Here is a 26,918-nt window from a genome sequence, read left to right on the forward strand (position 1 = left end):
AGAGGAGGGACGAGGGGAGGAAGGGGGGCGGGGCGGGCCCGGGCTCAGTCGTCGAACGCGGCGAAGAGCTCGCGCTTGCTGACGGACTTGAGGCGGTTCACGTCGAACTCCTCGGCGTCGGCCACGGCCAGCGAGTCGAAGACGTAGCTGATCGCGGGCACCAGGCCCCACACCTCGTGGTACGGCGGCCGGTTGGGGTCCCACGCGGCGGCCGCCGCCTCGGCGTCCTGCTGGCGGGCGAAGATGTAGTTGGACCAGTCGTCGCTGCGCGGGTGGCGGTGGTGGTAGTCGTGGACGACGGTGTCACCGGTCAGCACCAGGTAGCGGGACGGGGCGTGCACGAACAGCATCCGCAGCGTCCAGCGGCTCCATGCGAGGGCCCGTCGCCCGGCGGGCAGTTCGGCCGAGGGGGCGGGGTCGCCGATGAAGATCGCGTTGGTGAGGGAGGTGAAGTACGCCCGGCTGCGCCGGTCCGTCAGGCCCGCCTCGGGAAAGGTGTGCTTCACGCAGAGCCGCAGGGTGTTGCTGATCTGGAAGAGCGGGACGAGCGGCACGAACCAGACCACGAGCAGCGCCTGCCACGTACCGGTGAGGACCGTGGCGGCGACGGCCGTGCCGTACAGCGCGAGCGCGGTGACCTTCTCGCTGCGCGCGGACTCCTTCGAGAAGGACAGCACGCGCGAGACGGCGAAGGCGAAGTGGAAGCGCGGCGAGACCAGCTTCAGCAGGAGCCGGCGCCACATCTGGCGGCGGGTCATCCCCGGGTGCATGCCGAGGCTGACCAGGAAGGCCTGGACCGTGGGGTCCTGGAGCGTCATGTGGCCGGTGGCGTGGTGGTCGGCGACGTGCTCACGGCTGTAGCGGGCGAAGTTCTGGATGACGAGCACGCTCGATATGGCGTGGCCGATGGCCTTGTCCGGCTTTCGGCGCCGGTACATGTTCCGGTGCGAGCACTGGTGGTAGATCATCATGCGGAGGTTGCGGAACCCGTGCAGGGTCATCGCCCATCCGGGGAGCAGCAACAGCAGGCCGGTGCCGCCGAGCCCGTACCCGAGGATGCTGACGAGCAGTCCGAGGACCAGCGACGTGGTCGCGGTCACCAGGTGGAAGGTGGGGGTCCAGCGGAGGGACCGCTGCTGGGGAAGGGCCTTTCCGGTGAAGACCGTCAGTGGGTACTGGAGCACTCCGGGGAGCGCGTTCATGCTCTCCCGCGGGTCCTGGGCGGTCTCGGTCCCGGCGCGGTGGACCGTGGGGGCTTCGGAGGTGATCACGGGCATGAGGACTCCTGGAGTGCGGAAGTGCGGGAGGGGTCGGACTGGAGGCGGACGCCGACCGAGCAGGGGAAGGTCACCCGGCCCGGCACGGACAGCAGCTCTCGTGCGTCGCTGCCCGTGAGGACGATCTCGATGTAGTCGTCGGCGCCGGAGCGGCCCCGGCCGTTCCTGACCACGATGTGGAGGGAGAGGTTGCCCTCCGCGTCCAGCGTGGGCGTGACCGTGCCGTCCACGACTCCGGGGATCATGCTGTTCGGTGTCCGGGTCATCGGGGTTCTCCCATCGCGGGTGTGGGGCCCGCGGCGCGGAAGCCCCGTCGGTACCACAGGAGCGGCTTGGCCTCTCCGTGGGTGCGCAGACCGGTGAGCCGGCCGATGAGCAGCTGGTGGTCGCCCGCCGGTATCCGGTCGACGGCCGTGCAGCGGAACACCGCGGTGGCGTCGGTGAGGTAGGGCAGTCCGCTCTCCGGCAGGTCCTCGAAGCCGCCTTGGGCGAACCGGTCGACATCGCGCCGGGCGAAGCGGTGGGCGATCTCCGTGTGGTGCTCGCCGAGCACGTTGATCACGAACTCGGGCGAGGTGCTCAGTGCCTCCCGGCAGCTGGATTCGTTGCCCAGGCCGACCAGGACGAGCGGTGGGTCCATCGACACCGAGGTCACCGCGCTGGCGGTGAACCCCCACCGCCGCCCGGCCGCGTCCCGGGTGGTGACGACGGTCAGCGGGGCCGTGAGGTGCGCCATCGCCTCGCGGAACGTGTCACTGTCCACCGGACAGGGCGGGCTGAGCTGCGGAGCCGACACGGGACACCTCCTTCTCGCGGAAGCTGCGCATGGTCAGCGGCAGGAAGACCGCGCCGTACAGGCCGAGCAGGACCGCCAGGGCGGCAACGAGCCGCTGGGGCCCGACGGTCGCTCCGACGGTGCCGATGAGGAGGCCGCCGACGGGGTAGGAGAGCAGGCCCACCAGGAAGAAGGGGCCCATCACCTTGCCCAGGTGCTCCCGGGGGATGACCTTCACCCGCTGGGTGCGGTTGAAGATGTTGAAGTACGCGACCCCGGACATCGCGACCACGAACGCCGCCGCGTACAGCCAGAAGGACGAGGCCGTACCGAGCAGCAGCAGACAGCCGGTGAGGACCGTGTAGCCGAGCGAGCCGAGGAAGTTCACGTCGAACCTGCGCAGCAGCAGCGGGGTGAGGAGCAGGTTCAGCAGCCCGACGATGCCGACGAACATGTTGAGCATCGCGAACTGCGACTCGGGGGCCTTCAGGACACCGGTCACCACTGCCGCGTTCGCGGCGAGGACGGTGGAGAAGACCAGGTTGATCGCGAAGTTCAGGCCGGCGAGCAGGATGACCGGCCGGTTGCCGACCAGCAGCTTCCAGCCGAGGCCGAGGTCGGCCGCGGTCGCCCGGACCCCGCGCGCCAGGGCCGGCGCCTGCGGTGCGGTGCGCGGCAGCACCAGCCAGCTGCCGGCGGCGGTCGCGAAGAGCGCGCCGGCGAGGGCGAGCAGCCAGACCTTCCCGAGGAAGGTCACGGCCACCATCGCCACGCCCGGGCCGAGCGCCATGGCGAGGAGTTCCATGTTCTGTACGAGCGACTGGGTCCTGGCCAGGTCCGCGCCCTGGGCCAGCTGCGGGACGACCTTCTCGATGGACATCCGGATCGGCGCGACGAGCGTGGAGAGCAGGGCGCCGGTCGCCATCAGGGTCGGTACCGTCCACGACGGCCGCAGGACGCAGAGCAGGACGGCGCAGGTGATGACGACCGCGCGGGCGGTGTTGGCGCGCGAGAAGAGCCGCGGGCCGCCGTCCCGGTCGGCGATCAGTCCCGCGAAGGGGTAGGCGAGCAGGCAGGGCAGCCATTCGACGGCGTAGGCGATGCCGAGGGAGGAGACCTGGCGGGTCTCCTGGAAGATGAGCAGCGGGACGCTGAACATCACCACCTGCTCGGCCGTCAGCCCGACCAGGACACCGGTCCCGAAGAGGCCGCGGCGGGTCCGTTCCACGGTCATCGCGCGCCCGCAAGGGAGACGTCGTGCTCCTTCTCGAACGCGCGCACCGCCGGCACCACGTGGGTGAAGAAGTTCCGCATCTCGTCGCGGGCCGGCCAGCCGGAGAAGATGAACTGCCCGACTCCCGCGGCCTTGTACTCCATGAGGTACGCGGCGACCTCCTCGTAGCTGCCGACCAGGCACAGCGCCGGGCCGCCCCGGTAGGCGACGGCGCCGGAGTACAGGACCGGGGAGAGCCAGCCGTGCCCGGCCCGCTCGGCGAGGCGCATCGAGTTCTTGACCGCCTCGGAGTCGCCGGCCTCGACGAAGGCCTTCACGTACGCCCGGTGGTTCTCGTCGGTCTCGCTCATCACCTCGGCGAGCTCGACGAGCGCCTCTTCCCGGGTCGCGCGGGCCAGCACCTGCATGCGCAGGCCCACGTCCGTGCCGGCGGCGACGAGGGGGGCGGCGGCCTTGGCGATCTCCTCGGGGGTGTCCCCGTACCGGAACCAGCAGTCGCCGTACCGGATGGCGGTCTGCTGGGCGACGGCCGAGTTGCCGCTGATGTAGATCTCGGGGCGGCCGCCGCCCTTGTGGCCGAGGCCGAGCTGCGCGTCGACGACCCGGTAGTGGTCGCCGGTGAACGTCACCGGCTGTTCGCCGTTCCACAGCTGGTGCAGGATGTCGAGGAACTCTCCCTCTCGGGCGTAGCGCTCGTCGTGGGCGAGGAAGTCGCCGTAGTAGGCCTGCTCGACCGGCGAGGTGCCGGCGACCACGTTGAGCGCGACCCGGCGGTCGGACATCCACGACACGGTGTTGACGATCTGGGCGAAGAGGGTGGGGGCGAGCAGGCCGGGCCGGTACGCCAGGATGAACTTGACCCGCTCGGTCTCCCGTACCAGCGCTCCGATGATGGGCAGCGGGTCCGGCAGGGTGTAGCTCTGTGCCATCAGCAGGGACTCGACCCCGAGCGCGTCCGCGTCCTGCGCGAATTCGATCGCGCCGTCCAGGTCGAGCAGGTCGGAGCGGTACTTCTGCGTCGACTTCTTCTGCCCGCTGTCCAGCGACGAGCCCCAGTGGAACCTGAGTTCGGCCATGGTCTTTCTTCTCTCTCGGTCTCGGATGGTGGGTCGCGCGGTTCGGGGCTCTACGCGACCGGATCGAGCGCGCGCGGGGCGGAGGTCCGCAGCCGCAGCGACGCGAACAGGCGCGTCAGCCAACTGCGCGTGTTCTCCGGGGAGTTGGTGCCGACGATGCCGGCGAGCGCGGTCTCGTGGGCTCCGTACGTGATGTGGTCGGGCAGCGGGCTGCCGGCCTGCAGCTCGTGCCAGGTGACGGTCTCGGGCGCCGAGCGGAAGGACTCCGCCCCGTCGAAGCCGTCGAAGACGCGGGCTCCGAGGTGGTGTCCGGGGTGGACGAACCAGCCGTACCAGGAGCGGTCGGCGGGGGGCTGCGGCAGCGTGCCCGCGACGGAATCGCCGACCAGGATGCGCAGTTCGAAGGAGGGCAGGTGGACGCCGGTCGCCAGTTCGAAGGTGTCGACGACGTCCGCGCCGCCGACCCGGTTTCCGACCTCCAGGAAGACCGGCTCGGTCCCGTCGAGGATGGCTTCCAGGTGGAAGCTGCCGTTCTCGATGCGTACGGCGGCGAGCGCGGTGGCGACCCAGTCGCGCAGCCGGTCGGTTGCCTCGAACTGGAAGGAGCCCATCGGGGTGCCGTGCGCGTACTCCAGGCAGGTGCCCACGTACTCGCTGCCGCCCAGGGTCAGCACGGTCCCCTTCTCGACCAGGCCGTCGAAGTGCAGGATCGGCCCGTCGACGAACTCCTCGACCTCGTGCTCCGGCAGTCCCCTGCCGTCCTCGTCGATCGAGGAGACTCCGGTCCGCCGCCCGACCAGGGCCTCGTGGGCCTCGGCCGCGCTGTCGAAGACGACGACGTCGACACTGGACGCGCCCCGGTGCGGCTTGAGGACCGTCCTGCCCGTCCACGGAGAGTTCCCACCGTCCGCCAGGAACTGCACCACCGGCAGGAAGCGCGGCACGCGCAGCCCCGTCCGCTCGACGGCCTGCTTCATCAGGACCTTGTCGCGGGCGAGTTCGACCTGCTCCACCGTCGCGCCCCCGACCCCGAGGTCGGCGCGCAGGCGGGCGGCGTCGAGCAGCTCGTACTCCGACATCGAGATCACCCGGTCGAAGCTCCGCGGCCGCTCGTCGAGCCAGGTCCGCGCCTCGTCGTAGGGCGCCCGCAGCCCCGGGCGCTCCACCCGCTCGCAGCGCAGGTCGTCCGGGAGGGTCGCGAGCGCCTCCCGCCGGCCGAAGTAGGTGACCTCGTGCAGGTCGTGATCGATGCCCCGGTGGTACGCGATCTTCTGGTACGGCACGCGGTGCAGGACGAGGATCCTCATCGGGCTGCCTCCATCATCGTGGTCGGTTCGAGGGGGGCCGCGGAAGCCGCCGTGCGCGGTGCCCCGTGGAACGGGCGCCGGCCGGAGCTCGCGTCCAGCGCGTCCAGCCAGGCCTCGCGCAGGGTCTGGACGAGCTCGCCCATGTCGACGTCCGTGGCGGTGAGGACCACACAGCCCTGGGCGGCGAAGTCGGCGTTGTCCCGGGCGGTGGCGTGCAGCCGGCGCCGCGCGGGGGAAACCCAGCCGAACTCCCTGACGGAGAGTTCGTGCGGGAGCAGCCGGTGGATGGCGGCGGTCGCCGCGACGGCGTCCTCGAAGGGGGTCGCGCCGGGGGCGACGTCCTCCGGCGCGAACGGCCGGTCGGTCTTCACGCCCAGCATCACCGTGGCGGCCGAGCAGGCCGGCTCGGGCAGGGCGGGGCCGGCCGGGTGCCCGAAGGCCGCGTCGACCCAGCGGTGGTAGAGGTCGATGCCGTAGACCCAGCGGGCCAGCGACCAGATCTTCATGCCCGCGGGCCGCCGGTTGGGCTCGACGACCGCCGTGGAACCGGCGTCGTCGCTCAGCCTGATCTCGTTGTGGAAGGGGCCCTCGTACTGTCCGACCAGCCAGTTGACCTGCCGTCCGGCCCGCTCCACGGCGGACCGCTCGGCGTGGTTCAGCCGGGCCGGCAGGATCTGGGCGACCTCGACGGGGTAGCGGCCGGTGGCACTGACCTTCTCGGTGACGAAGGAGAGCTGGCCCAGGCCGTCGAAGGAGTACTCCCGCCGGTAGGGCAGCAGTTCCTCGCAGATCACCCCGCCCTCGACGTACGGGCCGACCTCGGCGAACGCGGCGTCGAGGGAGTCCCCGGGCCGCACCACGACCACGCCGCGGTTGTTGCCCTCCTTGGTCGGCTTCACCACGAAGCCGTCCGGGTGGCTGCGGGAGAAGGCCTCCAGGCCCTCGCGCGAGTCGACCGTGGCGAAGTCGGGTACGAGCAGCCGCTGGGCGGCGAGCAACTTGCGGTGGGCCGCCTCGCTGAGCCGGTACTCGTGCTTGCAGAAGGCCCCGCCGGCGAGCTCCGGCGAGTCGATCCGCAGTCCCAGGCGCTCCAGGAGCAGCGCCCCGCTCTGGACCGCGTTGTCGGAGAAGACGACGCCCGCCCTGAACTCCTCGCGCCGGGGCCCGAGGAGCCGCTCCGCCACCTCCACGAAGTCGGCGCGCAGCGGGTCGAGGTCGATGACCTCGTCGCAGATCTCGGCGTCGACGGCGGTCGGGTCGGCGCGGATGAGGGTGACGTCCGCGCCGTGGTGCTCACGGGCGTACGCGCTCATGTGGCGCACGTCGTCGACCCGGGAAAGGTTGTAGTCGATGATCAGGAACCGGCTGGTCGGTCGGCTCACCACGGGCCCCTCTCGTCCTGGATCTCGTACTGGATGTCGATGGCGTGCGCGGAGGTGCGCGTCACCTCCGGCAGCAGCCGGTCGCCGTCGCCGCGCGGGTAGCTCCACAGGAGCTGCCCGAGGAACACCTCGCGCGCGGTGGCGTCGACGGTGTCGCCGGCCCTGAGCAGGATGTGCGTGACCACCGGTTCGAGCGGGAGCTCCTCGCTCACCCGCACCGATGCGATACGCCCCTTCTCGGCGAAGAAGACCCGGAAGAAGGTGGCGTTCTCCGTCGGCGTCTCGCCGTCGGCCGTGTAGGAGAGTGCGGCGAGGTGCTCCGCGAACTCCTCCGCCGCTCCTGTCGGAGCGGCGCTCCGGGCCGCGAGGAGCGCGTCGATCCAGAGGTCCAGGAGGCTCGAGCCGCCGGTCAGCTCCCTGGTGCTGTGGGAGATCAGGCTGCCGCCGACCCGGGGGTTGACCTCGATGAGGTCCCAGCGGGTCCCGTGCGGACGGGACGCGTCGTGGCGGGCCTCGATGTGGAAGCAGCCCCAGCGCACGTCGAGTTCGGCGAGGATCCGGCGCACCCAGGCGATGCCGGCGGCGCGTTCCCCGGGGCCGACGCTCACCGGCGGGCTGGTGCAGGCGTTCTCCAGGACCGTGCCGGCCGTCTCGGTCACCTCGCACTTCTCGTGCAGGGCGACCACGTGGGCCGTTCCGTCGACGGCGACGACCTCGAAGCTGAACTCCCGCCCGGGCAGGTAGTCCTCCACGAGGAAGCTCAGACCCTCGTCGCCGAAGGCCGAGGCGTAGACCGTGTCGTCGCGCGCTTCGGCCGTGATCCGCTCGATGTCGGCCCAGGTGGTGCGGGGGGTGAGCGGGAAGGCCCCGTAGGAGGCGATGCCGCTCACCGGTTTGATGAAGTGGCGTCCCCCGTCGCCCTGGCGGAGCGCGAGGGTCTGCGGGGTGAGCCCGGACGCCCGGACGCGGGTGAGTCCCGCGTCGAACAGCCGGTTGCGCAAGGCGAGTTTGTCGCGGAGTCCGAGGATCTGCTTCTCGTCGAGGTCGCTCACGCCGAGCGTCTCGTTGGCGAAGGCCATCAGATGGCGGTAGCCCTCCCAGACCGTGACGCAGGCCAGGACGGTCTCGCCGTTGCGGTGGAGTTCTTCCAGGCAGGCGGTGACGTCCTGGTAGGTCAGGACGTGCTCCGGTGCGGCCGTCAGGTGGTCGGTCATGTTCCGCAGTGCGTCCAGGCGTCCCGCGTGGGCCGGCTCCGGCCGCGAGCTGAGGACGAAGGTCTTGAGCCGCCTTGCGCCGAGCGTTTCGACGAGGTCCTCCACGAAGGAGAAGCCGACGTGGCTGAGAAGGAGGATCCCCCCGCCCGTGTGCTGCTTGTGCACGATGCTCCTTGCTCCTTTGCCGAGGGGCCGGCGCGCGACGCCGCTGTGGCGACAGCGGCGTCGCGCGCCTCCCGTGCCGGGCACGATCAGGCGACGGCCTTCTCGTCCGCGGCGACGGTGTTGTCGGCGAGCTCCTTGAAGTACAGGGCCAGAACGGTCTGGTGCTCCTGGAGGTACTTCCTGAAGGCCTCGATGTCCTGCTCGTCACGGATCAGGTGGCGCACCGCCGCCCAGACCTCGCCCGGGTGGTCGTCGTTGATGTCCGTGTGCGAGTGGCTGATCTGGCCGCCGATGTTCTGCTCGCCGATCGACTCCTTCAGGGCGACGAGCTTGCGCGGCTCCAGCTTCACGTTCACGTACTCGACGAGGTAGGAGTACGCGACCACGCCGAGCGGTCCCTCGTGGTCCAGGAGGTAGGAGAAGTAGCCGGCGAGCAGCTTGGTGGTGAGGTACGGCTCCGTCGCGAGGAACTCCTCGCGCGAGACGCCCACCTTGGCGAGGTCCTGGATGAAGAGCTCGTCGTGGAGCATCTCCTCCTGCTCGTAGTTGGCCCAGATCTGAGCCGCCTCGGGGCTCTGCTTGGCGATCTCGGTGAGGGCCTTCGCCTCGGCGACGCGCAGCAGGCGGATGCGCCAGGCGGTCTCTATGAGGTTGCGCTTGTAGTAGGCGGAGACGACGTTCTTGCTCTCCAGGTGGGCCGCGGCCGGTACGTTGGCGTACCACTCGACGACCTGCGCGTCGATCTGCTGGTCCATCTCGGCACGCAGCTCGACCGCGGCGGCGGCGTTGAGGAACGGCTTGCGGTTGCCGTAACCCGCGTTCGTCACACGGTTCTTCATGACATTCTCCTGATCAGGTTCGTCCGGATGGTTCGGATGGTCTGGAAGGTTCGGATGGTCTGGAAGATCGGGAAGTTGGGAGCGTTCACGTGGTACCGGGGTTCGGGTGAACTAGTTCTCCACGACGCGGACGGTCGCGGAATCCAGGAGGCGGCACTGGCAGGCGAGCCGGTGGTTGCCGCCCGCCCAGCCCAGGTCCTCCAGGAAGTCGGTCTCCTCGGGGTCGCTCTCGCCGAGGGCGTCGAAGCCGTCTATGACCTCGACGACGCAGGCCCCGCAGGCTCCCGAGCGGCAGCCGAAGGGGATCAGCGGCTCGGACGTCTCGTATTCGATGTCCGTCAGCGGCGAGCCCTTCGGGAGGGCTATCGCCACTCCGTCGGGCATGAGGGTGAGTGTGTGGAGGATCATCGCTTCCAAGCCCCCTCTGGGCAGGTTGAAGTGGTGCGCCTTTGGGGCGGGTTACGCGGGGACCGGCTCCGGCACGGAGAGGACGCCCCCGGGGTGGGTGTCGGACGAGTGCTCGGGCGCGAGCCGCTGGCCCGGACGCAGGGCCACCGCCGCGTGGTTGACGGCGGTCCCCGCCTCGCCGAAGCCGACCGAGATCAGGGGGACCCGGCCCGGGTAGGTGCAGCCGTCGCCGACGGCGTACACCTGCGAGAGGTTGGTCCGCATGGACTGGTCGACGCGGATGCGGCGGTGTTCGAGTTCCAGGCCCCAGCCGGCGAGGGGGCCGAGCCCGGAGGAGAAGCCGAGCGCGGCGACCAGCGAACCGGCCGGCAGCACGAGGGACTCCTCCCCGGCGCGGATCTCGACCCGCTCCAGCCGGTCGGTGCCGTGGCAGGCGACGACTTGGGCGTCGGTGAGGACCCGTACGGACGAGGCGAACAGCTGACGGACGCTGTAGTCGTGGGCGCGGAAGGTGTCCCGGCGGTGCACCAGGGTCACGCTCCGGGCGATCGGGGCCAGGGCCAGCGCCCAGTCGACGGCGCTGTCGCCGCCGCCGACGACCACCACCTCCCGACCGGCGTGCGCGTCGAGCCGCGGCACGTGATAGGCGACACCACGGCCCTCGTAGGGGACGGAGCAGGGGAGCTTGCGCGGGACGAACCGGCCGAGTCCAGCGGCGATCACCACGGCGCCCGCGAGCACCCGGGTGCCGTCGTCGGCGCCGAGCCTCCAGCCGGTCCCCCGCGGCGTCAGGCTGACGGCCGTGCGGCCGAGGAGGTACGTGGTGTCGAAGGGCTCGGCCTGCCGCAGCAGGTTGTCGACCAGGTGCCGGCCCTTGATGCCGGGGTGCCCGGCCACGTCGTACAGCAGCTTCTCCGGGTACATGGCGGACACCTGCCCGCCGGGCTCGTCCAGTGCGTCGATCACCGCGACCGACAGGCCGCGGAAGCCGGCGTAGTAGGCGCCGTAGAGGCCGGCCGGGCCGGCGCCGACGATCGCGAGGTCCGCCGAGATCTCGGCGGCTGCCGTACGGGAGCCCTCCGTACCGGGTGCGTCGATACGGGGGGCCATCACGCACCCGCCCCGGCGCGGCGCTCGGCGGCGAGCGCCTCGCGCAGGCTGAGCACCTCGTAGAGAAGGCCGTTGACCGGAGTCGCGACGCCGTGGCGGGCGCCGAGGCGGACCACTTCGCCCGTCCACGCCTCCAGCTCGGAGGGCAGACCGGCGGCGATGTCGCGCTGCAGCGACGAGGTGCCCTCGGCGGGCTGCGCGTCGACGAAGGCGAGGGTACTGGTCACGATGTCGGCCGGCAGCGTGGTGCCGGCGGCCAGGGCCACCCGCTGGATCTCGGTCATGGCGTCCGCGAGCAGCCGCCGGGTGCCCGGTCGGCCGCGCAGGGCGCCGATCGGCGCGTCGGTGACCGCGCCGAGACCGCCGAACGGGGCCACGAACAGGAACTTGGCCCAGAGTTCGGCCCAGATGTCCTTCGGGACCACGGCCGTCACGCCGGCTTCGTCGAGCGCCTGCCGCAGCTTCTCGACCCGCGCCGAAGGGCGGTTGTCCCACTCGCCGAAGGTGAGGGAGCCGAGACCGCCGACATGGCGGATCCGGCCGGGTCCCGCCAGATACGTGATGATCTTCGCGCTGCCCGGCAGCACCGATTCCCTGCCGAAGGCCTCCGCGACCTCGGCCGGCGCGCCGACCCCGTTCTGCGTGGTGAGGACCGCCGTACCGTCTCCGGTCAGCGGCTTCAGCAGGGACAGGGCGGCGGGCAACTGCCAGGTCTTGACGGCCAGGAGGACGAAGTCCACCGGCCCGATCCCGGCGGGGTCGTCCGTCGCCCGCAGCGCCTTCGCGGAGACGGAGAAGCCGCCGGAGCCGTCCGCCGGGCCTTCGACGGTGAGCCCGTCGCGCCGCAGTGCCTCCAGGTGGCGTCCCCGCGCGATGAACCGGACGTCCTGTCCGGCCGCGGCGAGACGGCCGCCGAAGTAGCCGCCGATGCCGCCGGCTCCAACCACCGCTACTTTCACGGACTTCCCCGTTTCTCTGCGATGCGCCAAGCGGGCGCCCGAGGGGCGCGCGCCTTGGAGGCCGGATCGCCCCCACAGCGAGAACAATACAGAACGCTCGCTTTGTTTTGCTAGGGGTTTTCACCCACTCAAGAAGAGAGCGAGCAGGTTCCCCCGGACCAGGCCTGCTCGGCCAGGACCCCCGCGAGGATCAGACGCCAGATCCGCTCCAGCCGCCGGCCGGCGCTGTACGGCACGCCGACCGGGGCACCGATACCGCCTCTGACCTGCAGTTCTGCACCAGCGAGCAGGTATACGACCAGGTCCGCCATCCCCTGCCGGACCTCCTCGATCAGGACCGAGTGCCCACCCGCGCATTCCAGGGACAGCTGGTCGCGCACCGCCGGGAGCCAGACGTCCACCCACCGCCCCCCGCCACCGGGACGCTCTCTGGCGAGCCGCACGCAGGACCGTACGACGAGGTCCTCCTCAAGCAGCCCCACGAGCCCGACGGTCAGCTCGACGACCGCCTCGAAGCCGGGGGCACGCCCGTCCGACAGGCGCTCCACCAGGGCCTTCGTGATCGCCAGGCCCTCTTCCTCCACGGCGGCCGCAAGGGTCGCCTTGGCAGGGAAATGAAAGGTCAGCGCCCCCATCGAGACGTCCGCCAGCTCACTGATGTGCGACAGCCTGGCGCCTTCGTAGCCGGCCTCGTCGAACTCCGCCGCCGCCGCCCGGACAAGCGCGCCGCGCGTCCGCACGGCCCTCCCCTGGATCGCCATCCACCTGACCTCCTACCTCGCCGCCGACCCCCCGTCTCTCATTCCAAAAAACATAGCAAACGTTCTCTACTTTCTGACCCCTGGTGCGCCATTGACGAAAAAGCGATGGGACGTGAACGCGGTCGATGGGGCGTGAACGCCTTCGGGGGCGGCCGGGAGACCCCGGCCGCCCCCGAAGGAGACGCTTTTCCTCGACGACCGGCCTACAAGGCGCTGGCCCCTCCGTCCACGGCCATCGCGGTGCCCGTGACGAAGGAGGAACGGTCGCTGCACAGCCAGACGGCGGCCTGGGCGATCTCGGACGGCGCCGACATCCGGTGCTGCATCGAGTGGGAGAGGAAGGTCTCCTCCAGCGCCGGGTGCGCGTCGAGGACCCCGTCCATCATCTCGGTCCTGGTGCAGCCCACGACGAGCGCGTTGACCCGGATCCCCTGACGGGCGTAGTCCTGCGCGGCCGCCTTGGTCAGCCCGATCACCGCGTGCTTGGCGGCGACGTACGCGGCCGAGGCACCGGTGGCCTTCAGACCGGCCACGCTGGAGGTGTTGACGATCGAGCCGCCCGAACCGGACGCGAGCATCACCGGCACCTGATGGCGCATGCAGTTCCACACCCCGCGCAGATTGACCCCGACGGTCCGCTCGTAGACCTCGTCGTCGATCTCGTGCAGGGGCACTCCCGCCGTCGCGTAACCGGCGTTGTTGAAGGCCGCGTCGAGGCCTCCGAAGGTGTCCACGGCGGTCGCCACGGCACGTTCCACTTCGCGGGAGGACTCCACGTCGGCGGGGGCGGCGACGGCCCGGCCGCCGGCCGCGCGAATCTCGTCGACCAGGACGTCGAGCCGGTCCTTGCGCCGGGCGACGAGGACCACTGCGGCCCCCTCCGCGGCGAACAACCGGGCGGCCGCCTCCCCGATGCCGCTCGATGCCCCCGTGACCATGGCCACCTTGCCGCTCAGCAACTTCTCACTGCTCATGTGCTCGCAACGCCCCCTCGCCGTACCGGTCTTCAATGCGCCGACGCGGAGGCGGCAGCCTCCTTGTCGAGGATGTTCAGCAGCTCCGCGTCGACGGAGTGCAACGAGTCCACCACATGCCGGACCCCCGCCTCCCGCATCAACTGCCGCTGGAAGCTGTGCTCGAAGCCGCTCGGGTGCCCGACGAACGACATCCCGAGCCGCCCGGCCTCCTCCCCCACCCGGGCCACGTCGTCGAGGACGAGCACCCGGTCGTGCGCCAGCCCGAACTCCGCGGCGATCTCGCGCAGTCCGGGCCGGCAGGAGTCGGTGCAGAGGTAGCCGGGGCCGTCGAAGAGGTCGGCGTGCGCGCCGAGGAAGGTGTCGAAGTGGTCCTTGGCGAGGCCGCCGTAGCAGACGGTCGCGAGCCCCGCCGCCCGCAGCCGCCCGAGGAGCTCGAGGGCCCCGTCGCTCACCCGTACCGGATGCGCGGCCACGTACGCCGCCCGCTCCACGAAGTACTCCTCCAGCGCCTGCGCGCCGGTCATGGTGCCGCCGATCGCCTCCGCGAGCAGCCGGCCGGCGATGGCGCGGGGCTGCGAGAAGATGCTGCGCTCGATGTCGGCCGTGTAGGCGCAGCCGCGGCTGACGAGGAAGTGGTGGATGACCGGACTGAAGGTGTCCTCCAGCACGACCCCGTCGATGTTGACGGCCGCGAGGCGCAGATGGGCGAGCGGTTGGAGCATGTGGATCCCCCGTGATGTTGGGCTGGTTGTCGGAACGAGGTCGTGCGGGTCGGGTCCGGTCAGAATGCCCGGAGGCTGCGCTGCCCGGGGATACGGGCCGTGGCCGGGGTCGGGGTCGGGGTCGCGGCCGGGGCCTTGGCCGGGGTCGCGGCCTGCGGCCTGGTCGTGCGCAGGAACGCCGGGACCGGGGTCGCGGTGACAAGAGCGGTGAAGGCGGAGACGTCGTTCTGCTCGGCCTGGACGCGCACCTGATCACCGACGGCTTCGGCCTGGATCCAGCAGGGCGCGTCGAACTCCACGTACTGCGCGAAGGAGACGTCCATCGCGGTGGCGATCACCGGCCGTTTCCCGGCCGCGGCGTGCGTGGCCTGCCGGGCCGCTTCGAGGAGCAGCATGCCGGGCGCGTGGTCGACCGGGTGGTCGAACAGGAACGGGTGGGAGTGGTCGGCGCGCAGCTGGGTGCGGTCCGGGGCGTTGGTGGGCGAGAGCACCACGTCGGCGAAGCGCGAGCGGGCGACCCGGCTGGGGGCCAGCGGCGGGGCCAGCGGAACGGCCCGCCGGACCGCCTCCGCGATGTCGGCGTAGGGGCCGCGCAGGCGCGGGTAGATGGTGGGCGAGAGGTTGGAGAAGGCGGTCTCCACCCAGCCCAGCCGGACCCCGTCGACGGTCATCTCGACCCGCATCCGCACCGAGGCGAGCCGTCCGCCGCGGCGGACGACGTCCGAGCAGCGGATGTCCATCTCGACCTCGGCCGCCGTGGTCTTGGCGATCAGGGGGGCGGGGTCGATCTCGTAGCGGAAGGTGCTCCACGTCTGGCGGTGGCCGAAAGGCACGTCGTAGGCGACGTGGCTGAGCAACGGGACGGTCTGCCGTACGGATTCGGCGATGAACAACGGGTCGTGATAGCCGTTCACCGGCTCGTAGAAGGCGTGGTCGACGGGCCAGCGCGCGGTGACCCGGAACCGGTCGGGCTCCACCGGGAACCAGCCGGTCAGCAGCACTTCGGACTGCACCGTCTTGTGGACGAACTCCCCGGGAACCGAGGTGGCGAGCAGGTCGTGCAGGGCGTGCAGGTCATGCGGGTTCGCTCTGGCGATGGTGACGGACATCTGGGATCCCCCCGAGAAGCAGACGCTGTTCCAGCCACGAAAATAAAGAATGCTCGTTTTGTTTTGAGTAAATAGATGGCAAAGGAAAGCCCATCACTTCGCCAAGCGGAGGTGCCCAGGGGCATCCTTTTCTGGTCAAGGCGACTGATAGCATCCAATCCCGCCATGCCCGATCCTGCCGCACACTCCCCTCAGAACCGGGGGAGTAGCACCACCAGCAATCCTTACGTAACATAAGAAATGTTCTGTTTGTTCTAGGAGGCATCGTGGTGCAGCGGCCGAAGCAGGAACGGGCCATCCAGACCCGCAAGGAGATCCTCCGGGCTGCGGCCGTCGTCTTCGACAAGGTGGGATTCGCCGGCGCGAGCATCAACCGCATCCTCGCGGAAGCCGACCTCACGGCCGGCGCCCTGTACTTCCACTTCAAGTCCAAGGAAGACCTGGCCCGCGCGGTCATGAACGCGCAGCCCGACTCGATCATCCCCTGGCTCTCCTCCGAGGGCCTCCAGCGCCTGGTCGACATCACCCTGGTCTGGGCCCACCAGCTCCAGACCGACGTCCTCCTGCGAGCGGGCGTACGCCTCACCAACGAACAGGGCGCCTTCGGCTCCCGCGACATCGCCCCGTACCAGGACTGGAGCCGCATCATGGCCGACTGTCTGCGGGTCGCCATCGAGAAGGGCGAACTCCAGGCGGGCGTCGACCCCGCGGAGCTCGCCGAGTTCGTGGTCGAGGCGTGTACGGGCATGCAGACCTACTCGGCCGTCGCCAGCGAGGACCGCGCGGACCTGTACGACCGCGTCATCCGCATGTGGCGCCTCCTCATGCCCGGCATCGCCGTCCCGACCGTCATCGCCCGCACCGAGGTGAACCCGGCCCGCGCGAAGGCCGCCCTCCTGGACGCGATGACTTCGGCGGCAACGGTGGGGACACCCTCCGAGGACACGCCCTGAACCAGCGGCCGCTCCGTCGGAACCTGCTGCGGACGGTCCGTCGGAACCTTCTGCGGACGGTCCGACGCCGTCATCGACGTGGCGCGGGCGTCCGGGAGCGGTAGAGGCCAGGCGCGTACGGCTCTCTGCCGCTGCCGCACTTCCCTGGGGACCGGTGAGAACCGGTGATGCACGGTGGACGCGGCTCACACGAGGTGAAACCTTCCTGCGACCACGGGCTGTGGTGGGGCGGGTGGGACTCGAACCTATTGGCGTGACCCGTCTCACCTGCGACTTCCCCAGCAAGTCGGACCTTTCCGCCTGTTTCGATCCTGCCGGATCCTCCTCGGCCTTGCCGAATCGGACTTGGTGAGGCGATCGCCTCACCGACTTCCCGCGTCGGCCATGAACCGGACGATCACGGGTTGGGCAGGTCCTGGGGCAGGTCCGCCACGAAAATCCGTATATCCCAGGTAGGCCGGCCCGGCTCGCCTTCACCTCCCCTTCGGCGGTCGACTGAGTCGGGGAAGATCCGCGACGACGTCGATGCATTTGTCGATCTGGACGTCGTCGACGAAGTAGTGGGGTGACGCGCGGACAATGCCGCTCAGGCCGCGCCGGGTCATGTCCAGCAACGTGGACGGGCTGCGGCTCACGTTCACCGTGATGCCTTGACCGGCCAGCACATCCCGCACCCGGGCACTGTCGATCCCTTCGACGGTGAAGGTGACGATGCCGCATCGGGCCGCGCCGAGGTCGTGGATGACAACACCGGCGAGCCCGGCCAGGCCGACGCGCAACCGGGCGGCCCTGGCCTTGACGGCGGCCTCGATCTCCCCGACGCCGAGACGCAGAGCGTAACGGGCCGCGCGGATGAGGCCGAGGCGCTGCGCGATCCCGGCCTCCCAGAGCTCGAATACTTGGGCGTCCGTGCGCAGGCGGTACTCCCCCGGGCCGTACCAGCTGCCACCGCGCAGGTCGGCCAGGCGGGGCCGCAGGAGTCTCGCGGCGCGATCGCGCACCACCAGGGCGCCGGTGCCCCGGGGGCCGCGCAGCCACTTGCGCCCGGTGACGGTGACGATGTCGGCGTCGAGTCCAGCGGCGTCGAGGCGCAGTTGCCCGGCGGACTGGCACGCGTCGAGAATGAGCAACGCGCCGACCGCGTGCGCGGCGTCGGCAACCCGGCGGACCTCATTGACGACACCGCCGTTGGCCGGCACGTGCACCAGCGAGACGAGCTTGACACGCTCGTCGAGCATCTCCTCCAGCGCCGCGGTCGAGAACACTCCGTCCCGGTCCGACGGGACGACCTCTACGGTCGCCCCGACCGCCTCGGCCCGCATCAGCAGCGGGACGGCGTTACCCGCGTATTCGACCTCACCGATGAGGATGCGGTCCCCGGCCTTCAGCGGCACCGCGTCGAACGCGGCCAGCCAGGACCTTGTCGCACTGTCGGTGAACGCGACCTGGTCCGGACGGCAGCCCAAGAGCTCCGCGACCACGCCGTATCCTGCGTCGAGGTCGGCGCGGCGCTCCTCGGCGGCACGGTACCCGCCGATCTCGGCTTCACGTCGCAGGTGCCCGACGACCTCGTCGAGCACCTGGCGAGGCATCAGCGAAGAGCCCGCGCTGTCCAAGAACACCTGGCCCACGCTGCCAGGCGTGTCCTCGCGGACCTCCTCGGGGTTGATCACAGAGACAGACTCTGCCAGAGATCCGCACGCACATCAGTAGATCTCCGATTCCCTGGGTAAGGGTGCCCGCATGCCATTAGAGAGCTGTAGACACGAGCGTGGGCACATCGTCGACTCGCGCTTCTTCGGGAACGGGTACGGCACCGACGAAAGTCGGCGAATCTTTTGCGACGTGTGCCGGTTCCAGCGCTGGCTGGAGGTGGAGGCTGTGCTCGCGCTGAGCCAGGGCGAGCTGGAACTGATCCCACAAGCCGCGGCGGACGAGATCGCAGCGGCGGCCGACGTGAGCGGCCTCGATCTCGAGCGGGTGCGGACCGAGATCGGCAGGACCGGTCACTCGTTGGTCGGGCTGCTCGCCTGCGTGCGGCAGGCGTGCGGTCCGGAGGCCGGACGGTACCTGCACGTCGGCGCCACCACTCAGGACATCGAGGACACAGGTCAGTGCCTTGAGATGCGCGACGTCTTGGACGAGCTCGACAGGCTGCTGACACCCCTGGTGGCTGACCTGGCCCAGCTGGCCGAGGCGCACGCGAGTGACGCGGCGCTCGGGCGCACCCACGCCCAGCCTGCCCTGCCCATGGGGTTCGGGTTGAAGGTGGCCGGCTGGATTGACGAGGTGTTGCGCGATGCGCAGCGCCTTGGTCAGATGCGCAGGCGCGTCCTCGTGGCCCAGCTCTTCGGCGGCGTCGGAACCATGGCCGGATTCGGCGGGCAGGGGCCGGAGCTCATCCAGGTCTTCGCGCGGCGTCTCGGTCTCGAGGTGCCCCGGGTCGGCTGGCACACGGCCCGGGACCGGGTGGCCGAGTACGTGTGCGCTCTCGCGATGATGGCCGGGACTCTGGGCAGAATCGCGGACGAGGTACGGACGTTGTCCCGTCCGGAGTTCGGCGAGCTCGAGCTGCCGTGGCGGCCCGGCATGGTCGGCAGCAGCACCATGCCGCATAAGCGAAACCCCGAAGCATGCGAGCAAGTGGTCGCGCTGGCCCGGCTGGCAGCGGCCCAAGTAGCGCCGGCGCTCGCAGCGATGGCGGGCGACCACGAACGCGACGGACGAACCCTGCGCCTGGAATGGGCCTGCGTGCCGGACGTCTCCCATTACACGCTCGCTGCCGCAGCCACGTTGCAGCATGTGATCGGCGGGCTGGCCGTTCACCGGGACCGGCTCCTGGCCAACGTGCGCGCCGTAAGCGACCAGGTGTGCACCGAACGCCTCATGCTGCTGTTGGCGGCGGAGATAGGCGCGCAGCCTGCGTACACCTGGGTCTACGACCGCAGCCAGGACGCGCGCAGCCGCGGCCTGAGCCTCAAGGAAGAGCTGCTGCGCGAAGGCTCGGTGCTGCAACACCTGAGCGCGACCCACCTCGAGGCAGTCTTCGAACCATCCGGCTATCTCGGCGACTCCGCGCGGCTCGTGGAAGGCGTCGTCGACGAGGCGAGGCAGTGGCTCAAGGAAAGGACGGCATGGAAAGCAGCCTGAAGAACCTGCTCTACGACAATCCGGCGTTATACGAGGAGATCTACGACGGGTCAGGGGACGAGATCCCGCGCATGTGCCTGGAGCTGTTCGGCGGTAGTCCCGCCAGCCTCTTGGACGTCGGCTGCGGAACCGGCCGCGACCTCGACTACTACGACCGGCGCGGCGTCCGGTGTTCCGGGGTCGACCTCCAACCGGACATGATCGCCTTCGCCCGCACACGCCGGCCCAGGATCGAATTCCACGTCGGCGACATGCGCGAGTTCCGGCTCGGCACCACGTTCGAGGTGATCACGTGCGTCGGCTGGGCACTGTGCAACCTGCACGCACCCTGCGACCTGGAGAGCGCGATGGCGACCTTCGCGGCGCACTCCGAACCCGGCACGCTGCTGCTCCTGCACCTGCCGAACGCCATCTCTGACCCGGACGGGCGCAGCATGCGGCACCGGTTCACCATCGACACCCCGTCTTTGCAGGCCACGGCCGACGCCGTCTACCGGCTGGACCGACGGCAACAACTGCTCGTGCGCAAGCGCGTGTGGTCCATCGCCGGACAACCCGACCGGACGGACTTCGTCCGATTCCGGCTCTTGTTCCCCATGGAGGTGGAGCACTACCTGGCCACGCACGGCTTCGAAGTGATCGGCATGTACGACAACACCGAGTCCAAGGAGAACGACTTGAGCGGCCCCGTCCTGTACGTCGCTGCACGCTACACCGGTGGAAGTGGGGCCTGAGATGCGCACAGATGAGGACGAGCTGGGGACGGTCAGCCTGCCGGACGACGTGTACTACGGCGTCAACACGGTGCGCGCGCAGGGCAACTTCGACGTCTCGGGCTCCGTGCTGGGCGACTTTCCCGCTTACCTGACCGCGCTCGCCCACGTCAAGAAGGCGGCAGCGCTCGCGAATGCGGACATCGGCGTCCTCAGGCCGCAGGTGGCCGCGGCCATCTGCCAGGCCGCGGACGAGGTCGCGGCCGGCCGGTTCGACCGGCGCCAGTTCCCCGTCGACATGATGAGCGGCGGCGGCGGGACCTCACCGAACATGAACGTCAACGAGGTGCTGGCCAACCGGGCCAACGAGATCCTGTGCGGCCGCAAGGGTTACGACCTGGTGCACCCGAACAACCACGTCAACGCGTGCCAGTCCACCACCGACGTGATCGCCACTGCGATCACCCTGGCGCTACGCCGGGACCTCGAGGCGCTGATCGCCGCCGTCGGCGTGCTCGAGAGTGCGCTGGAGGAGAAGATCGAGGAGTACCGCGGCGCCGTCAAGCTGGCCCGCACCTGTCTGCAGGACGCGGTGCCGATCACCTTCGACCAGGAGTTCGGCGCGTATCTCGCCGTCGTCCGGCGCAGCATCGCCCGCCTGCGTGCCGCCGCCGCGAACAGCCTGGAAGTGCCGATGGGCGCCACGATCGTCGGCACCGGCCTCGGGGTGGGTGCCAGCTACCTCGAGCGCATCTATCCACGCCTGGCCGAGGTCACCGGCCTGCCGGTCCGCAAGCACCCCAACTTCTTCGACTGCATCCAGAACGGCGACATCTTCCAGGAGATCTCTACCGTCCTCAAAGGGCTCGCGACCAACCTCGCGAAGATGGCCCGCGACATCTCGCTCCTGTCCAGCGGCAACCGCGCCGGGCTTATGGAGCTGAGCCTACCGGCCGTGCAGGCCGGTTCCTCGTTCGTTCCCGGCAAGGTCAATCCAGTCCTGCCGGAGATGATCACCCAGATCGCCTACCAGATTTCCGGCAACGACACGGTGATCACGATGGCCGTCCAGGGCGCCGACCTGGACTACAACGCCTGGACCGCGGTCATCGCCAAGAACCTCTTCGAATCCTGCCGACTCCTGCAGCGCGGCGTCCCGCTGTTCGCGGACAAGTGCATCAGGGGCCTGCGGATGGACACGCAACGGTGCCGCGGCTACGCCGAGCAAAGCCTGGCGCTCTCGTCGATGGTAGGCGTGGTCTTCGGCCACGACGCCGGCGCCCGGGTCGCGCACCACGCCAAGGAGCACGGCACCTCGATCCGGGAGTCCGCGGTACTCCTCGGTGTCATGGACGAGGAGACGGCCGACGTGCTGCTGGACCCGGTTACCCTCACCGACGCCGCACTTAGCTCCACGGTCCTCGACCGCCTGGTCGACCGGCGCCGTTCGCAGGCCCGCGCGCTGATCGCCGGGATGCCGGCCGAGGTACGCCGCAGCCTGATGACCGTCGCGGCGGCCATGGCCCAGGCCGATGTCGTCATCGCCCCGGAGGAACTAAGCGCTCTCAACGTCGTGGCGGACGTCTTGCAGGTGTCCATGGACCACGACCTGACTACCTCGGTTTCCCTGCCGCCGGACCTGGCCTCTCTAGACCTCCAGGCACGTGAACTCATCTACTCCTGCTCTCTGTGGATCGCCTACGCGGACAAGACGGTGGACGCCGAGGAGAACACCCTCCTGGACCGGCTCCGCATCGAGCTGGGCCTGAGCGAGGCGGCGGCGACCGATCTACGGGCCAAAGTCGCGCACGTCCACAGCACACGCTACGAATACGTCCCTCGGTTCGACCAGCTGCCCTGGTGGGAGGAATTCGAAGGCCTGGTCGCGGCCCTTGCTGCCGACCCCGTGTCATAAGGGCCGGGGTCGGGGCTGATACGGCAAGTGGCCGCCTGCCCTGGGCGGTGGGGACGTTCCCGAGGTCGAAGGCCTGGTCGGCCAGGCCGCGCAGGGCGGTGGCGGCCGGCTCGTTCTCGCCGGCCGCGGGGGGGGGTCTGGGATTCCCGGAGTCGGGGTGGCTGAACCCGCTACGGGGACACCTGGGACTGACCGGTGCCGCGGCTGGAGGACACCGACCGGATCAGAGCCATCAGGTCGTCGGCCGATAGGTCGGCGGCGGCAAACGTCTCGGTGTGTCCGCCGAGGGGGTGCATGTCGTCTCTACTCAGGAACGGTCGGAGTCCGCGCCGCCGGATCGCCGTGATCGTGACCTGTTCGACCTCGTAAGCGTCGGTGCCGACCGGGAAAGTCACCGTTCCGTGGATCTGCCAGCCGAATGCGGCGTAGCCCACTAGCCGGCTGGTCGCGGCCCCCGTTATGCCGACCTTCACCGCCGCCCCTCGCGGATGCTCCGGGTGGTGCAGCGCGTACACCACGGCCGGAGCAACGCTGTCGAAGCCGCCGGGCGTGCTACCGGCACCCCCCTGTCCGGAGACGACGTTGTTGAACGGCGTTTGACGCCACCGGACACGACCGCACAGGCCCGACACGGGGAGAACCCCCGGCGTACGGTGGCCAGTCGCGGAGTGGCCGTCACGCGCCCACAGGTCCGGCACCGGCACTTCCACGGGCTGCACGCACCGGGGTACAGCTCCAGCGGGTCCACTCCGGCCGCCACCATCTCCGCCGCCGCCTGCGCCGGATCGATCGGACTATTGCCCGCACACAACCGGCATCCCTTGCCCTCACGGACGCCGGACGGGCCGAGCCGCAGTACCGACACAGACCGTGCACAGGGACGGCCACGCCGCGTCCACGCCTTGGCACAGCTCCAGCGGCTCGAATCCAGCCTCCCGCATCTCCGCCTTCGCCTGTTCCGGGTCGAGCCGCCGCGCTAGTCCTCGCTTGATGTGTCCACAGTGGCGGCACCCGTGCCCGTTGCGGACCGCAGCCAGACACGCGGTCGTCATGGAGGCCTACGTCCACGGGGTATCGACCCGCTCGGACGACGACCTGGTCCAGGCTCCCGGCTCGGACACCGGCATACGTCAAGGCCCGCGTCGACCATCAGATCGTGTCCCAGTCCGTGGTCATCGCGACCGGTGTCACCGAGGACGGCGGCCGTGAAGTCTGAGTCCATGCAGCACCACCTGCGCCAAGGAACGCTGGCCGCAACTGGGGGCGTCCAGGTTCGCTTCCGCGCCGGATTCACCTACGTCGCGGGCGAGTTGCCGACGAGGAGGAGCCGCTGCCACTGCGCCGTCTACGGTTCAGCGACGTCCTGCACACCTGGGGCTTCTCCCTCTACCTCGCCAGCAGCAGCAAGGGCGGGGCGAACTTCCTTCAGGAGCACAGCCACCATCATTGCGGAGAAGCCCTCCGGGTCGGCGAGGCGCCAGAGGCCGAGGTCCGACGGCAGTGCCCGACCCGCCGTCACATCTGCTCGACCAGCACGGCACGGGACGGCTCGGGCTCGAACGGCCGACCGTAGTACCGGGTCTCGCGGACCACCCGGCCCAGCGGGTCGAGTTCGAGGACGGCCACCATGTGCCAGACGTCTCCTGCATAGTCGTTAACGCCCTCGAGTACCCACAGCGGGCCCGCTCCGACCACTCGCCGGACGGTGATGGCCGGCGGCGTCGGGTACGACTCCTGCATCGCCCGCATCGCGTCCCGGCCCCGGATCCGCTCGCCCGACTGCGGCATCTCCATCACGTAGTCGGGGTGCCGGATGGCGTACTCGGCCTCCGGAGACAGCCCGTCCGGCCCCTGGGCGAAGAGGCGGTCGACGGCCTCACGCATCGCGGCCGCGTCACTGTCCGCGACCGCGCGGCGCAAAAGTTCCCGGACCTCGGTCTCCGACATGGCGGCCTCCGCTCGGACGGGCGCCTCTCTCGACCATACGCCCGTGGCCCGAAGGCCATCAGCGATGAACCTGCAACGGCACTCCGCTCAAGGACACAGCTTGATCCACACCCCTCCACGATCCTTTGCGGAGCAGCACTGGGCAGACATGACCCGAGCGCCGAGGGGCGGCCGCCAGGCGCGAGCCACAAGCCTCGCAACGGCCGTGGGACCAACCACCACGCATCACACCGACGAATCGAACGAAACCCCAGGTCACAGACCTCTACGGGCTTGCGGGGGACGGGCATCGCCTCACGGTCGCCGCACCGAAACGGGGATCCCACCGCCGCAAAAAATGCGTTTTCGCAGGTCAGAAGGTTTCTTCTGGCCTGCGCGAGTGGGGCGGGTGGGACTCGAACCTATATGCGTGACCCGTCTCACCTGCAGTTTTCCCAGAAGGCTGGACAATTCCACCGGTTTCAATCCTGCCGGACACTGCTCGGCCCTGCCGGATCCGCAGTGGTGAGGCGATCGCCTCACCGTCCTTGCGCTTCCATGAGGCCACGGGCGCCGAGCCCTCTCGTCATCGCGTCCATGAGCCAAGCCCTCCGCGTACAGCCGAGAGTGCCATACCTCAGCAGGCCGGCCACGATCTTGGGCACCGTCACACTCCGCAGTCTCCAGCCCGTGCGTATGGCACTTCACCAGCCTGACGGCACACCCTCAGCAAGCCCGAGAATGCCTCCCACAGGCAGGCACGGCGCCGGCCGCCACCCAACCGTTCGCCGCTAGGGTGCGGACGCGTCGAAGGGGTGGATCCGCGGACCTGTGGCCCGCGCAACGACGATGTCCCCCAGGACCACCGGCGGCCACAGATATCTCTGCTCCACCTCGGTGTTCACGAACTCCCGCATCCTGTACCGGCCTCGTGCCCGGAGACCGACTGGTGCCCGGCCTTCCACGCGGAGATCACGGGCTCGATCAGCGCCCACCACTCATCGGGTAAGTCGCTCTTGTAGGGCTTGCGTTCACTCACCCCGACACCCCAACGAGGCCAAGCCCACCGACCGGCCCGGATCCCGTACACCCACACGACCAGGCGACCACGCTCACGTACCGCCCCCTGAGTGCCAGTCAAACGGGGTTCATGGGCCTTCATCTGATATTTCACGCCCAAGCGCGACACTTCCAACGATCGAGATCAGCCGCTACCTGCCAGTAAAGGTGTTATTCGGGCAACCGGTTGGTTCGCAATCAAGGAGCGGTCATTCCAGTGTGAGGGTCGACGGACTACCCCGGCCGTATGGAGGGGGTGACAGTCGACGGGAAGGCAGGAAATTTCCTATGATCCGTCTTAAGAAGGCCGCGGCGGCGGCCCTCGCCACGGGCACACTGGTCACGGTCGGCCTGGGCGTCTCCGCAGGCAGTGCCCAGGCGTCCGAGGTCGAGCCTCTGCACGTCGTCACGTGCTCCTGGATCAAGTCCCCGCCCCCCTGGGCTCCGGACGCGACTTCGGTCAGGGGTTTCGCGGAGGTCAGATGCTCGTCCGCGCGGGACAAGTCGCGCACGCACGCCACCATCCAGATTTTCCGTGACGGCGGCTGGCACGACCAGGGCCCCACCAGCACCAGCTACAACAAGGGCACCACGGTTCATGTCAACGCGAATGCTACGAAGCGCATCGGCGACTGGCTCTACCGTGTCAAGGGTGACTACGCCGGCCAGCACGGGAACTGGTTCCAGCTGCCGACCTACTACAGCCAGCCGCGCAACCTGTGGCGCCGGGGCTGAGTGTGGCCGTCGTGACTGAAGACCTGTGCCGCCCGTGACTATTTGGCGCACGGGGCCCCTTGTCATCGTTCTCCTCTCTGTCCTCGCGGGATGCGCCGGAGAGGGGGGAGGCGGCAAGGGTCCGCAGGGGCAAGTACGGGCGGATCTGGAAGCCGCCGGGTGGGTCGAGGAACCGGTGCTCTCGGGGGCCGAGTCCGAGATCGGGACTGTTTCGCCGGCTGCATGCCAGCAGCTCGTCAAACTCCTCGACCGGCGGGTCAAGAAGGATGTCGTGTTCGGGTTCAAGAAGGGCGAGTCGTATCTACTGACCCGTGACTGGTCCAGCGACACGGACATCCCCCGCGAGATCCGCACGGCAGCAGAAGCCTGCCCGAAGATGACGATGCCCTACGGCTCTGCCACGGTCGACTACGAGGTGAAGGTCCTCCGGGAGGACAAGACCGAGACCCGAATACAGATGACGGTCCGGGACGACTCCGGCCAACAGCTCACGGACATGGTCACATCAGCGTCCTCGGCAGGCGGCTATACCCGGCTCGTACGGGTTATGCACCCGCAGGCCATCGGGGCCCCGGAGCAGACCGCAGCGGACCTGACCGCACTCCACTAGTCTCCGCTGCCCGATGCGGCCCTGGCGCCCTCCGGATCCCGACCTGCACCCACGCCCGAGGCAGCTGCCCCGGCTACAACACCACGGAGAACTGAATGCGGAAGTACGCGGACGGCACGAGCGAGGTCCTCGGCCTTGCAGGCGATCTTGCACGACTCCGGAATGGACGGGAGTGCACGACCAGGGACCTCGCCCTGGCCGTCGTCGTCTATCAGCGATTCCTGAAGAACCGCGAAGTCCACCATGTGCCGGAACCGAGCACGTCTCCGGACATGCTGGGGTTCCAGCCCTCCTTGGATGAGCGCCTGACGGGCGACTTCGAAGACCTGCTTACCGTCGCCGAGCTGACCCAACTGGCAGCAGCGGAAAACCCGGACCTCGCTGACTACCTCCGCTGATCAGCGCACTGCCCCCCTCTGCCAACTCGGCTTCCTGTCTCAGCCCCCGCGCGGTCTCCAGCGCGGGGGCTGAGAAGTCGTCGTTCCTCAGTCGGAACAGGCGGCACCTCGTCTCGAGAAGCTCACAACTTCCCACCTCCCGGT

Annotated in this window: 26 protein-coding genes and 2 pseudogenes; 8 read left to right on the forward strand and 20 right to left on the reverse strand. The window is 69.6% G+C overall.

Annotated elements, in window-relative coordinates:
* Positions 1-44: 44 nt before the first annotated feature.
* The 16 genes from ACODT5_RS30240 to ACODT5_RS30315 all read right to left on the reverse strand — a co-directional run bounded on the left by ACODT5_RS30240 (position 45) and on the right by ACODT5_RS30315 (position 15,315).
* Complete coding sequence (locus tag ACODT5_RS30240; RefSeq protein ID WP_422522325.1) at positions 45-1,277, reverse strand: fatty acid desaturase; 1,233 nt, start codon at positions 1,275-1,277, stop codon at positions 45-47.
* A complete protein-coding gene (locus ACODT5_RS30245; protein WP_422522326.1) occupies positions 1,268-1,543 on the reverse strand; it encodes a hypothetical protein in 276 nt (91 codons plus the stop codon). Before ACODT5_RS30245 ends, ACODT5_RS30240 begins: the two co-directional genes overlap by 10 nt.
* Positions 1,540-2,040: a flavin reductase family protein gene (locus tag ACODT5_RS30250; protein WP_422522327.1), complete on the reverse strand. Its 501-nt coding sequence runs from the start codon at positions 2,038-2,040 to the stop codon at positions 1,540-1,542. Before ACODT5_RS30250 ends, ACODT5_RS30245 begins: the two co-directional genes overlap by 4 nt.
* Positions 2,030-3,286: an MFS transporter gene (locus ACODT5_RS30255; protein ID WP_422522328.1), complete on the reverse strand. Its 1,257-nt coding sequence runs from the start codon at positions 3,284-3,286 to the stop codon at positions 2,030-2,032. The genes ACODT5_RS30250 and ACODT5_RS30255 overlap by 11 nt, the downstream gene beginning before the upstream one ends.
* On the reverse strand, positions 3,283-4,362 hold the full coding sequence (locus ACODT5_RS30260; RefSeq protein ID WP_422522329.1) for an LLM class flavin-dependent oxidoreductase: 1,080 nt from the start codon (positions 4,360-4,362) through the stop codon (positions 3,283-3,285). The genes ACODT5_RS30255 and ACODT5_RS30260 overlap by 4 nt, the downstream gene beginning before the upstream one ends.
* 50 nt (positions 4,363-4,412) lie before the next feature.
* A complete protein-coding gene (locus ACODT5_RS30265) occupies positions 4,413-5,669 on the reverse strand; it encodes an ATP-grasp domain-containing protein (protein WP_422522330.1) in 1,257 nt (418 codons plus the stop codon).
* The gene (locus tag ACODT5_RS30270; protein WP_422522331.1) at positions 5,666-7,051 is read right to left on the reverse strand and encodes an ATP-grasp domain-containing protein; all 1,386 of its coding nucleotides are present in this window, start codon (positions 7,049-7,051) and stop codon (positions 5,666-5,668) included. The genes ACODT5_RS30265 and ACODT5_RS30270 overlap by 4 nt, the downstream gene beginning before the upstream one ends.
* Complete coding sequence (locus ACODT5_RS30275) at positions 7,048-8,430, reverse strand: ATP-grasp domain-containing protein (protein WP_422522332.1); 1,383 nt, start codon at positions 8,428-8,430, stop codon at positions 7,048-7,050. Before ACODT5_RS30275 ends, ACODT5_RS30270 begins: the two co-directional genes overlap by 4 nt.
* A gap of 86 nt (positions 8,431-8,516) precedes the next feature.
* Entirely contained in the window at positions 8,517-9,269 is a 753-nt protein-coding gene (locus ACODT5_RS30280; RefSeq protein WP_422522333.1) for a hypothetical protein, read from the reverse strand.
* A gap of 111 nt (positions 9,270-9,380) precedes the next feature.
* Complete coding sequence (locus ACODT5_RS30285; protein ID WP_422522334.1) at positions 9,381-9,653, reverse strand: 2Fe-2S iron-sulfur cluster-binding protein; 273 nt, start codon at positions 9,651-9,653, stop codon at positions 9,381-9,383.
* Positions 9,654-9,728: 75 nt separating this feature from the next.
* Positions 9,729-10,787: an NAD(P)/FAD-dependent oxidoreductase gene (locus tag ACODT5_RS30290; RefSeq protein WP_422525088.1), complete on the reverse strand. Its 1,059-nt coding sequence runs from the start codon at positions 10,785-10,787 to the stop codon at positions 9,729-9,731.
* Positions 10,787-11,746 (reverse strand): 2-dehydropantoate 2-reductase, encoded by a 960-nt coding sequence (locus ACODT5_RS30295; protein WP_422522335.1) that lies wholly within the window; start codon positions 11,744-11,746, stop codon positions 10,787-10,789. Before ACODT5_RS30295 ends, ACODT5_RS30290 begins: the two co-directional genes overlap by 1 nt.
* A gap of 128 nt (positions 11,747-11,874) precedes the next feature.
* Entirely contained in the window at positions 11,875-12,507 is a 633-nt protein-coding gene (locus ACODT5_RS30300; protein ID WP_422522336.1) for a TetR family transcriptional regulator, read from the reverse strand.
* Positions 12,508-12,710: 203 nt separating this feature from the next.
* Positions 12,711-13,481, reverse strand: a complete 771-nt coding sequence (locus ACODT5_RS30305; RefSeq protein ID WP_422522337.1) for an SDR family NAD(P)-dependent oxidoreductase — start codon at positions 13,479-13,481, stop codon at positions 12,711-12,713.
* A gap of 32 nt (positions 13,482-13,513) precedes the next feature.
* Complete coding sequence (locus ACODT5_RS30310; protein WP_422522338.1) at positions 13,514-14,206, reverse strand: HAD family hydrolase; 693 nt, start codon at positions 14,204-14,206, stop codon at positions 13,514-13,516.
* 59 nt (positions 14,207-14,265) lie between these two features.
* Positions 14,266-15,315, reverse strand: coding sequence for a ScbA/BarX family gamma-butyrolactone biosynthesis protein (locus ACODT5_RS30315; RefSeq protein ID WP_422522339.1), 1,050 nt, complete (start codon positions 15,313-15,315; stop codon positions 14,266-14,268).
* A 269-nt stretch (positions 15,316-15,584) separates the two neighbouring features.
* Between ACODT5_RS30315 and ACODT5_RS30320 the strand changes: the two genes are divergently transcribed.
* On the forward strand, positions 15,585-16,268 hold the full coding sequence (locus ACODT5_RS30320; protein WP_422525089.1) for a ScbR family autoregulator-binding transcription factor: 684 nt from the start codon (positions 15,585-15,587) through the stop codon (positions 16,266-16,268).
* Between the two features lie 473 nt (positions 16,269-16,741).
* Here ACODT5_RS30320 and ACODT5_RS30325 read toward each other — a convergent pair whose 3' ends face one another.
* Positions 16,742-17,899 (reverse strand): aminotransferase class V-fold PLP-dependent enzyme, encoded by a 1,158-nt coding sequence (locus ACODT5_RS30325; RefSeq protein ID WP_422522340.1) that lies wholly within the window; start codon positions 17,897-17,899, stop codon positions 16,742-16,744.
* A gap of 112 nt (positions 17,900-18,011) precedes the next feature.
* Between ACODT5_RS30325 and ACODT5_RS30330 the strand changes: the two genes are divergently transcribed.
* The 3 genes from ACODT5_RS30330 to ACODT5_RS30340 are packed head-to-tail and all read left to right on the forward strand — an operon-like array spanning position 18,012 to position 22,046.
* Positions 18,012-19,418: a class-II fumarase/aspartase family protein gene (locus ACODT5_RS30330; RefSeq protein WP_422522341.1), complete on the forward strand. Its 1,407-nt coding sequence runs from the start codon at positions 18,012-18,014 to the stop codon at positions 19,416-19,418.
* Entirely contained in the window at positions 19,403-20,152 is a 750-nt protein-coding gene (locus tag ACODT5_RS30335; RefSeq protein WP_422522342.1) for a class I SAM-dependent methyltransferase, read from the forward strand. The genes ACODT5_RS30330 and ACODT5_RS30335 overlap by 16 nt, the downstream gene beginning before the upstream one ends.
* A gap of 1 nt (position 20,153) precedes the next feature.
* Positions 20,154-22,046: an aspartate ammonia-lyase gene (locus tag ACODT5_RS30340; RefSeq protein ID WP_422522343.1), complete on the forward strand. Its 1,893-nt coding sequence runs from the start codon at positions 20,154-20,156 to the stop codon at positions 22,044-22,046.
* 170 nt (positions 22,047-22,216) lie between these two features.
* Here the strand turns inward: ACODT5_RS30340 and ACODT5_RS30345 are convergent, their stop codons facing one another.
* The gene (locus ACODT5_RS30345) at positions 22,217-22,678 is read right to left on the reverse strand and encodes a hypothetical protein (protein WP_422522344.1); all 462 of its coding nucleotides are present in this window, start codon (positions 22,676-22,678) and stop codon (positions 22,217-22,219) included.
* A gap of 400 nt (positions 22,679-23,078) precedes the next feature.
* Here ACODT5_RS30345 and ACODT5_RS30350 point away from each other — a divergent pair.
* Positions 23,079-23,259, forward strand: a pseudogene (locus tag ACODT5_RS30350) (IS256 family transposase); the annotation flags it as partial.
* A 302-nt stretch (positions 23,260-23,561) separates the two neighbouring features.
* Here the strand turns inward: ACODT5_RS30350 and ACODT5_RS30355 are convergent.
* On the reverse strand, positions 23,562-23,993 hold the full coding sequence (locus ACODT5_RS30355) for a nuclear transport factor 2 family protein (protein WP_422522345.1): 432 nt from the start codon (positions 23,991-23,993) through the stop codon (positions 23,562-23,564).
* Positions 23,994-24,856: 863 nt separating this feature from the next.
* Positions 24,857-25,011: pseudogene (locus tag ACODT5_RS30360) on the reverse strand (IS5/IS1182 family transposase); the annotation flags it as partial.
* A 308-nt stretch (positions 25,012-25,319) separates the two neighbouring features.
* Here ACODT5_RS30360 and ACODT5_RS30365 point away from each other — a divergent pair.
* From ACODT5_RS30365 to ACODT5_RS30375, 3 genes are all read left to right on the forward strand, one after another.
* Positions 25,320-25,766, forward strand: coding sequence for a hypothetical protein (locus tag ACODT5_RS30365; RefSeq protein WP_422522346.1), 447 nt, complete (start codon positions 25,320-25,322; stop codon positions 25,764-25,766).
* Between the two features lie 175 nt (positions 25,767-25,941).
* Positions 25,942-26,376 (forward strand): hypothetical protein, encoded by a 435-nt coding sequence (locus ACODT5_RS30370; RefSeq protein ID WP_422522347.1) that lies wholly within the window; start codon positions 25,942-25,944, stop codon positions 26,374-26,376.
* Positions 26,377-26,471: 95 nt separating this feature from the next.
* Entirely contained in the window at positions 26,472-26,774 is a 303-nt protein-coding gene (locus ACODT5_RS30375; RefSeq protein WP_422522348.1) for a hypothetical protein, read from the forward strand.
* Positions 26,775-26,918: the final 144 nt, after the last annotated feature.

Source organism: Streptomyces tatrensis, from assembly GCF_049310065.1.
Lineage (GTDB): Bacteria > Actinomycetota > Actinomycetes > Streptomycetales > Streptomycetaceae > Streptomyces.

Bases quoted from the DNA above. Each gene is read 5' to 3' on its own strand.
- ACODT5_RS30240 (WP_422522325.1), bottom strand. From the start codon at position 1,277: ATGCCCGTGATCACCTCCGAAGCCCCCACGGTCCACCGCGCCGGGACC.
- ACODT5_RS30245 (WP_422522326.1), bottom strand. From the start codon at position 1,543: ATGACCCGGACACCGAACAGCATGATCCCCGGAGTCGTGGACGGCACG.
- ACODT5_RS30255 (WP_422522328.1), bottom strand. From the start codon at position 3,286: ATGACCGTGGAACGGACCCGCCGCGGCCTCTTCGGGACCGGTGTCCTG.
- ACODT5_RS30260 (WP_422522329.1), bottom strand. From the start codon at position 4,362: ATGGCCGAACTCAGGTTCCACTGGGGCTCGTCGCTGGACAGCGGGCAG.
- ACODT5_RS30265 (WP_422522330.1), bottom strand. From the start codon at position 5,669: ATGAGGATCCTCGTCCTGCACCGCGTGCCGTACCAGAAGATCGCGTAC.
- ACODT5_RS30280 (WP_422522333.1), bottom strand. From the start codon at position 9,269: ATGAAGAACCGTGTGACGAACGCGGGTTACGGCAACCGCAAGCCGTTC.
- ACODT5_RS30285 (WP_422522334.1), bottom strand. From the start codon at position 9,653: ATGCCCGACGGAGTGGCGATAGCCCTCCCGAAGGGCTCGCCGCTGACG.
- ACODT5_RS30290 (WP_422525088.1), bottom strand. From the start codon at position 10,787: ATGGCCCCCCGTATCGACGCACCCGGTACGGAGGGCTCCCGTACGGCA.
- ACODT5_RS30300 (WP_422522336.1), bottom strand. From the start codon at position 12,507: ATGGCGATCCAGGGGAGGGCCGTGCGGACGCGCGGCGCGCTTGTCCGG.
- ACODT5_RS30305 (WP_422522337.1), bottom strand. From the start codon at position 13,481: ATGAGCAGTGAGAAGTTGCTGAGCGGCAAGGTGGCCATGGTCACGGGG.
- ACODT5_RS30310 (WP_422522338.1), bottom strand. From the start codon at position 14,206: ATGCTCCAACCGCTCGCCCATCTGCGCCTCGCGGCCGTCAACATCGAC.
- ACODT5_RS30315 (WP_422522339.1), bottom strand. From the start codon at position 15,315: ATGTCCGTCACCATCGCCAGAGCGAACCCGCATGACCTGCACGCCCTG.
- ACODT5_RS30330 (WP_422522341.1), top strand. From the start codon at position 18,012: ATGCCATTAGAGAGCTGTAGACACGAGCGTGGGCACATCGTCGACTCG.
- ACODT5_RS30335 (WP_422522342.1), top strand. From the start codon at position 19,403: ATGGAAAGCAGCCTGAAGAACCTGCTCTACGACAATCCGGCGTTATAC.
- ACODT5_RS30340 (WP_422522343.1), top strand. From the start codon at position 20,154: ATGCGCACAGATGAGGACGAGCTGGGGACGGTCAGCCTGCCGGACGAC.
- ACODT5_RS30355 (WP_422522345.1), bottom strand. From the start codon at position 23,993: ATGTCGGAGACCGAGGTCCGGGAACTTTTGCGCCGCGCGGTCGCGGAC.
- ACODT5_RS30365 (WP_422522346.1), top strand. From the start codon at position 25,320: ATGATCCGTCTTAAGAAGGCCGCGGCGGCGGCCCTCGCCACGGGCACA.
- ACODT5_RS30375 (WP_422522348.1), top strand. From the start codon at position 26,472: ATGCGGAAGTACGCGGACGGCACGAGCGAGGTCCTCGGCCTTGCAGGC.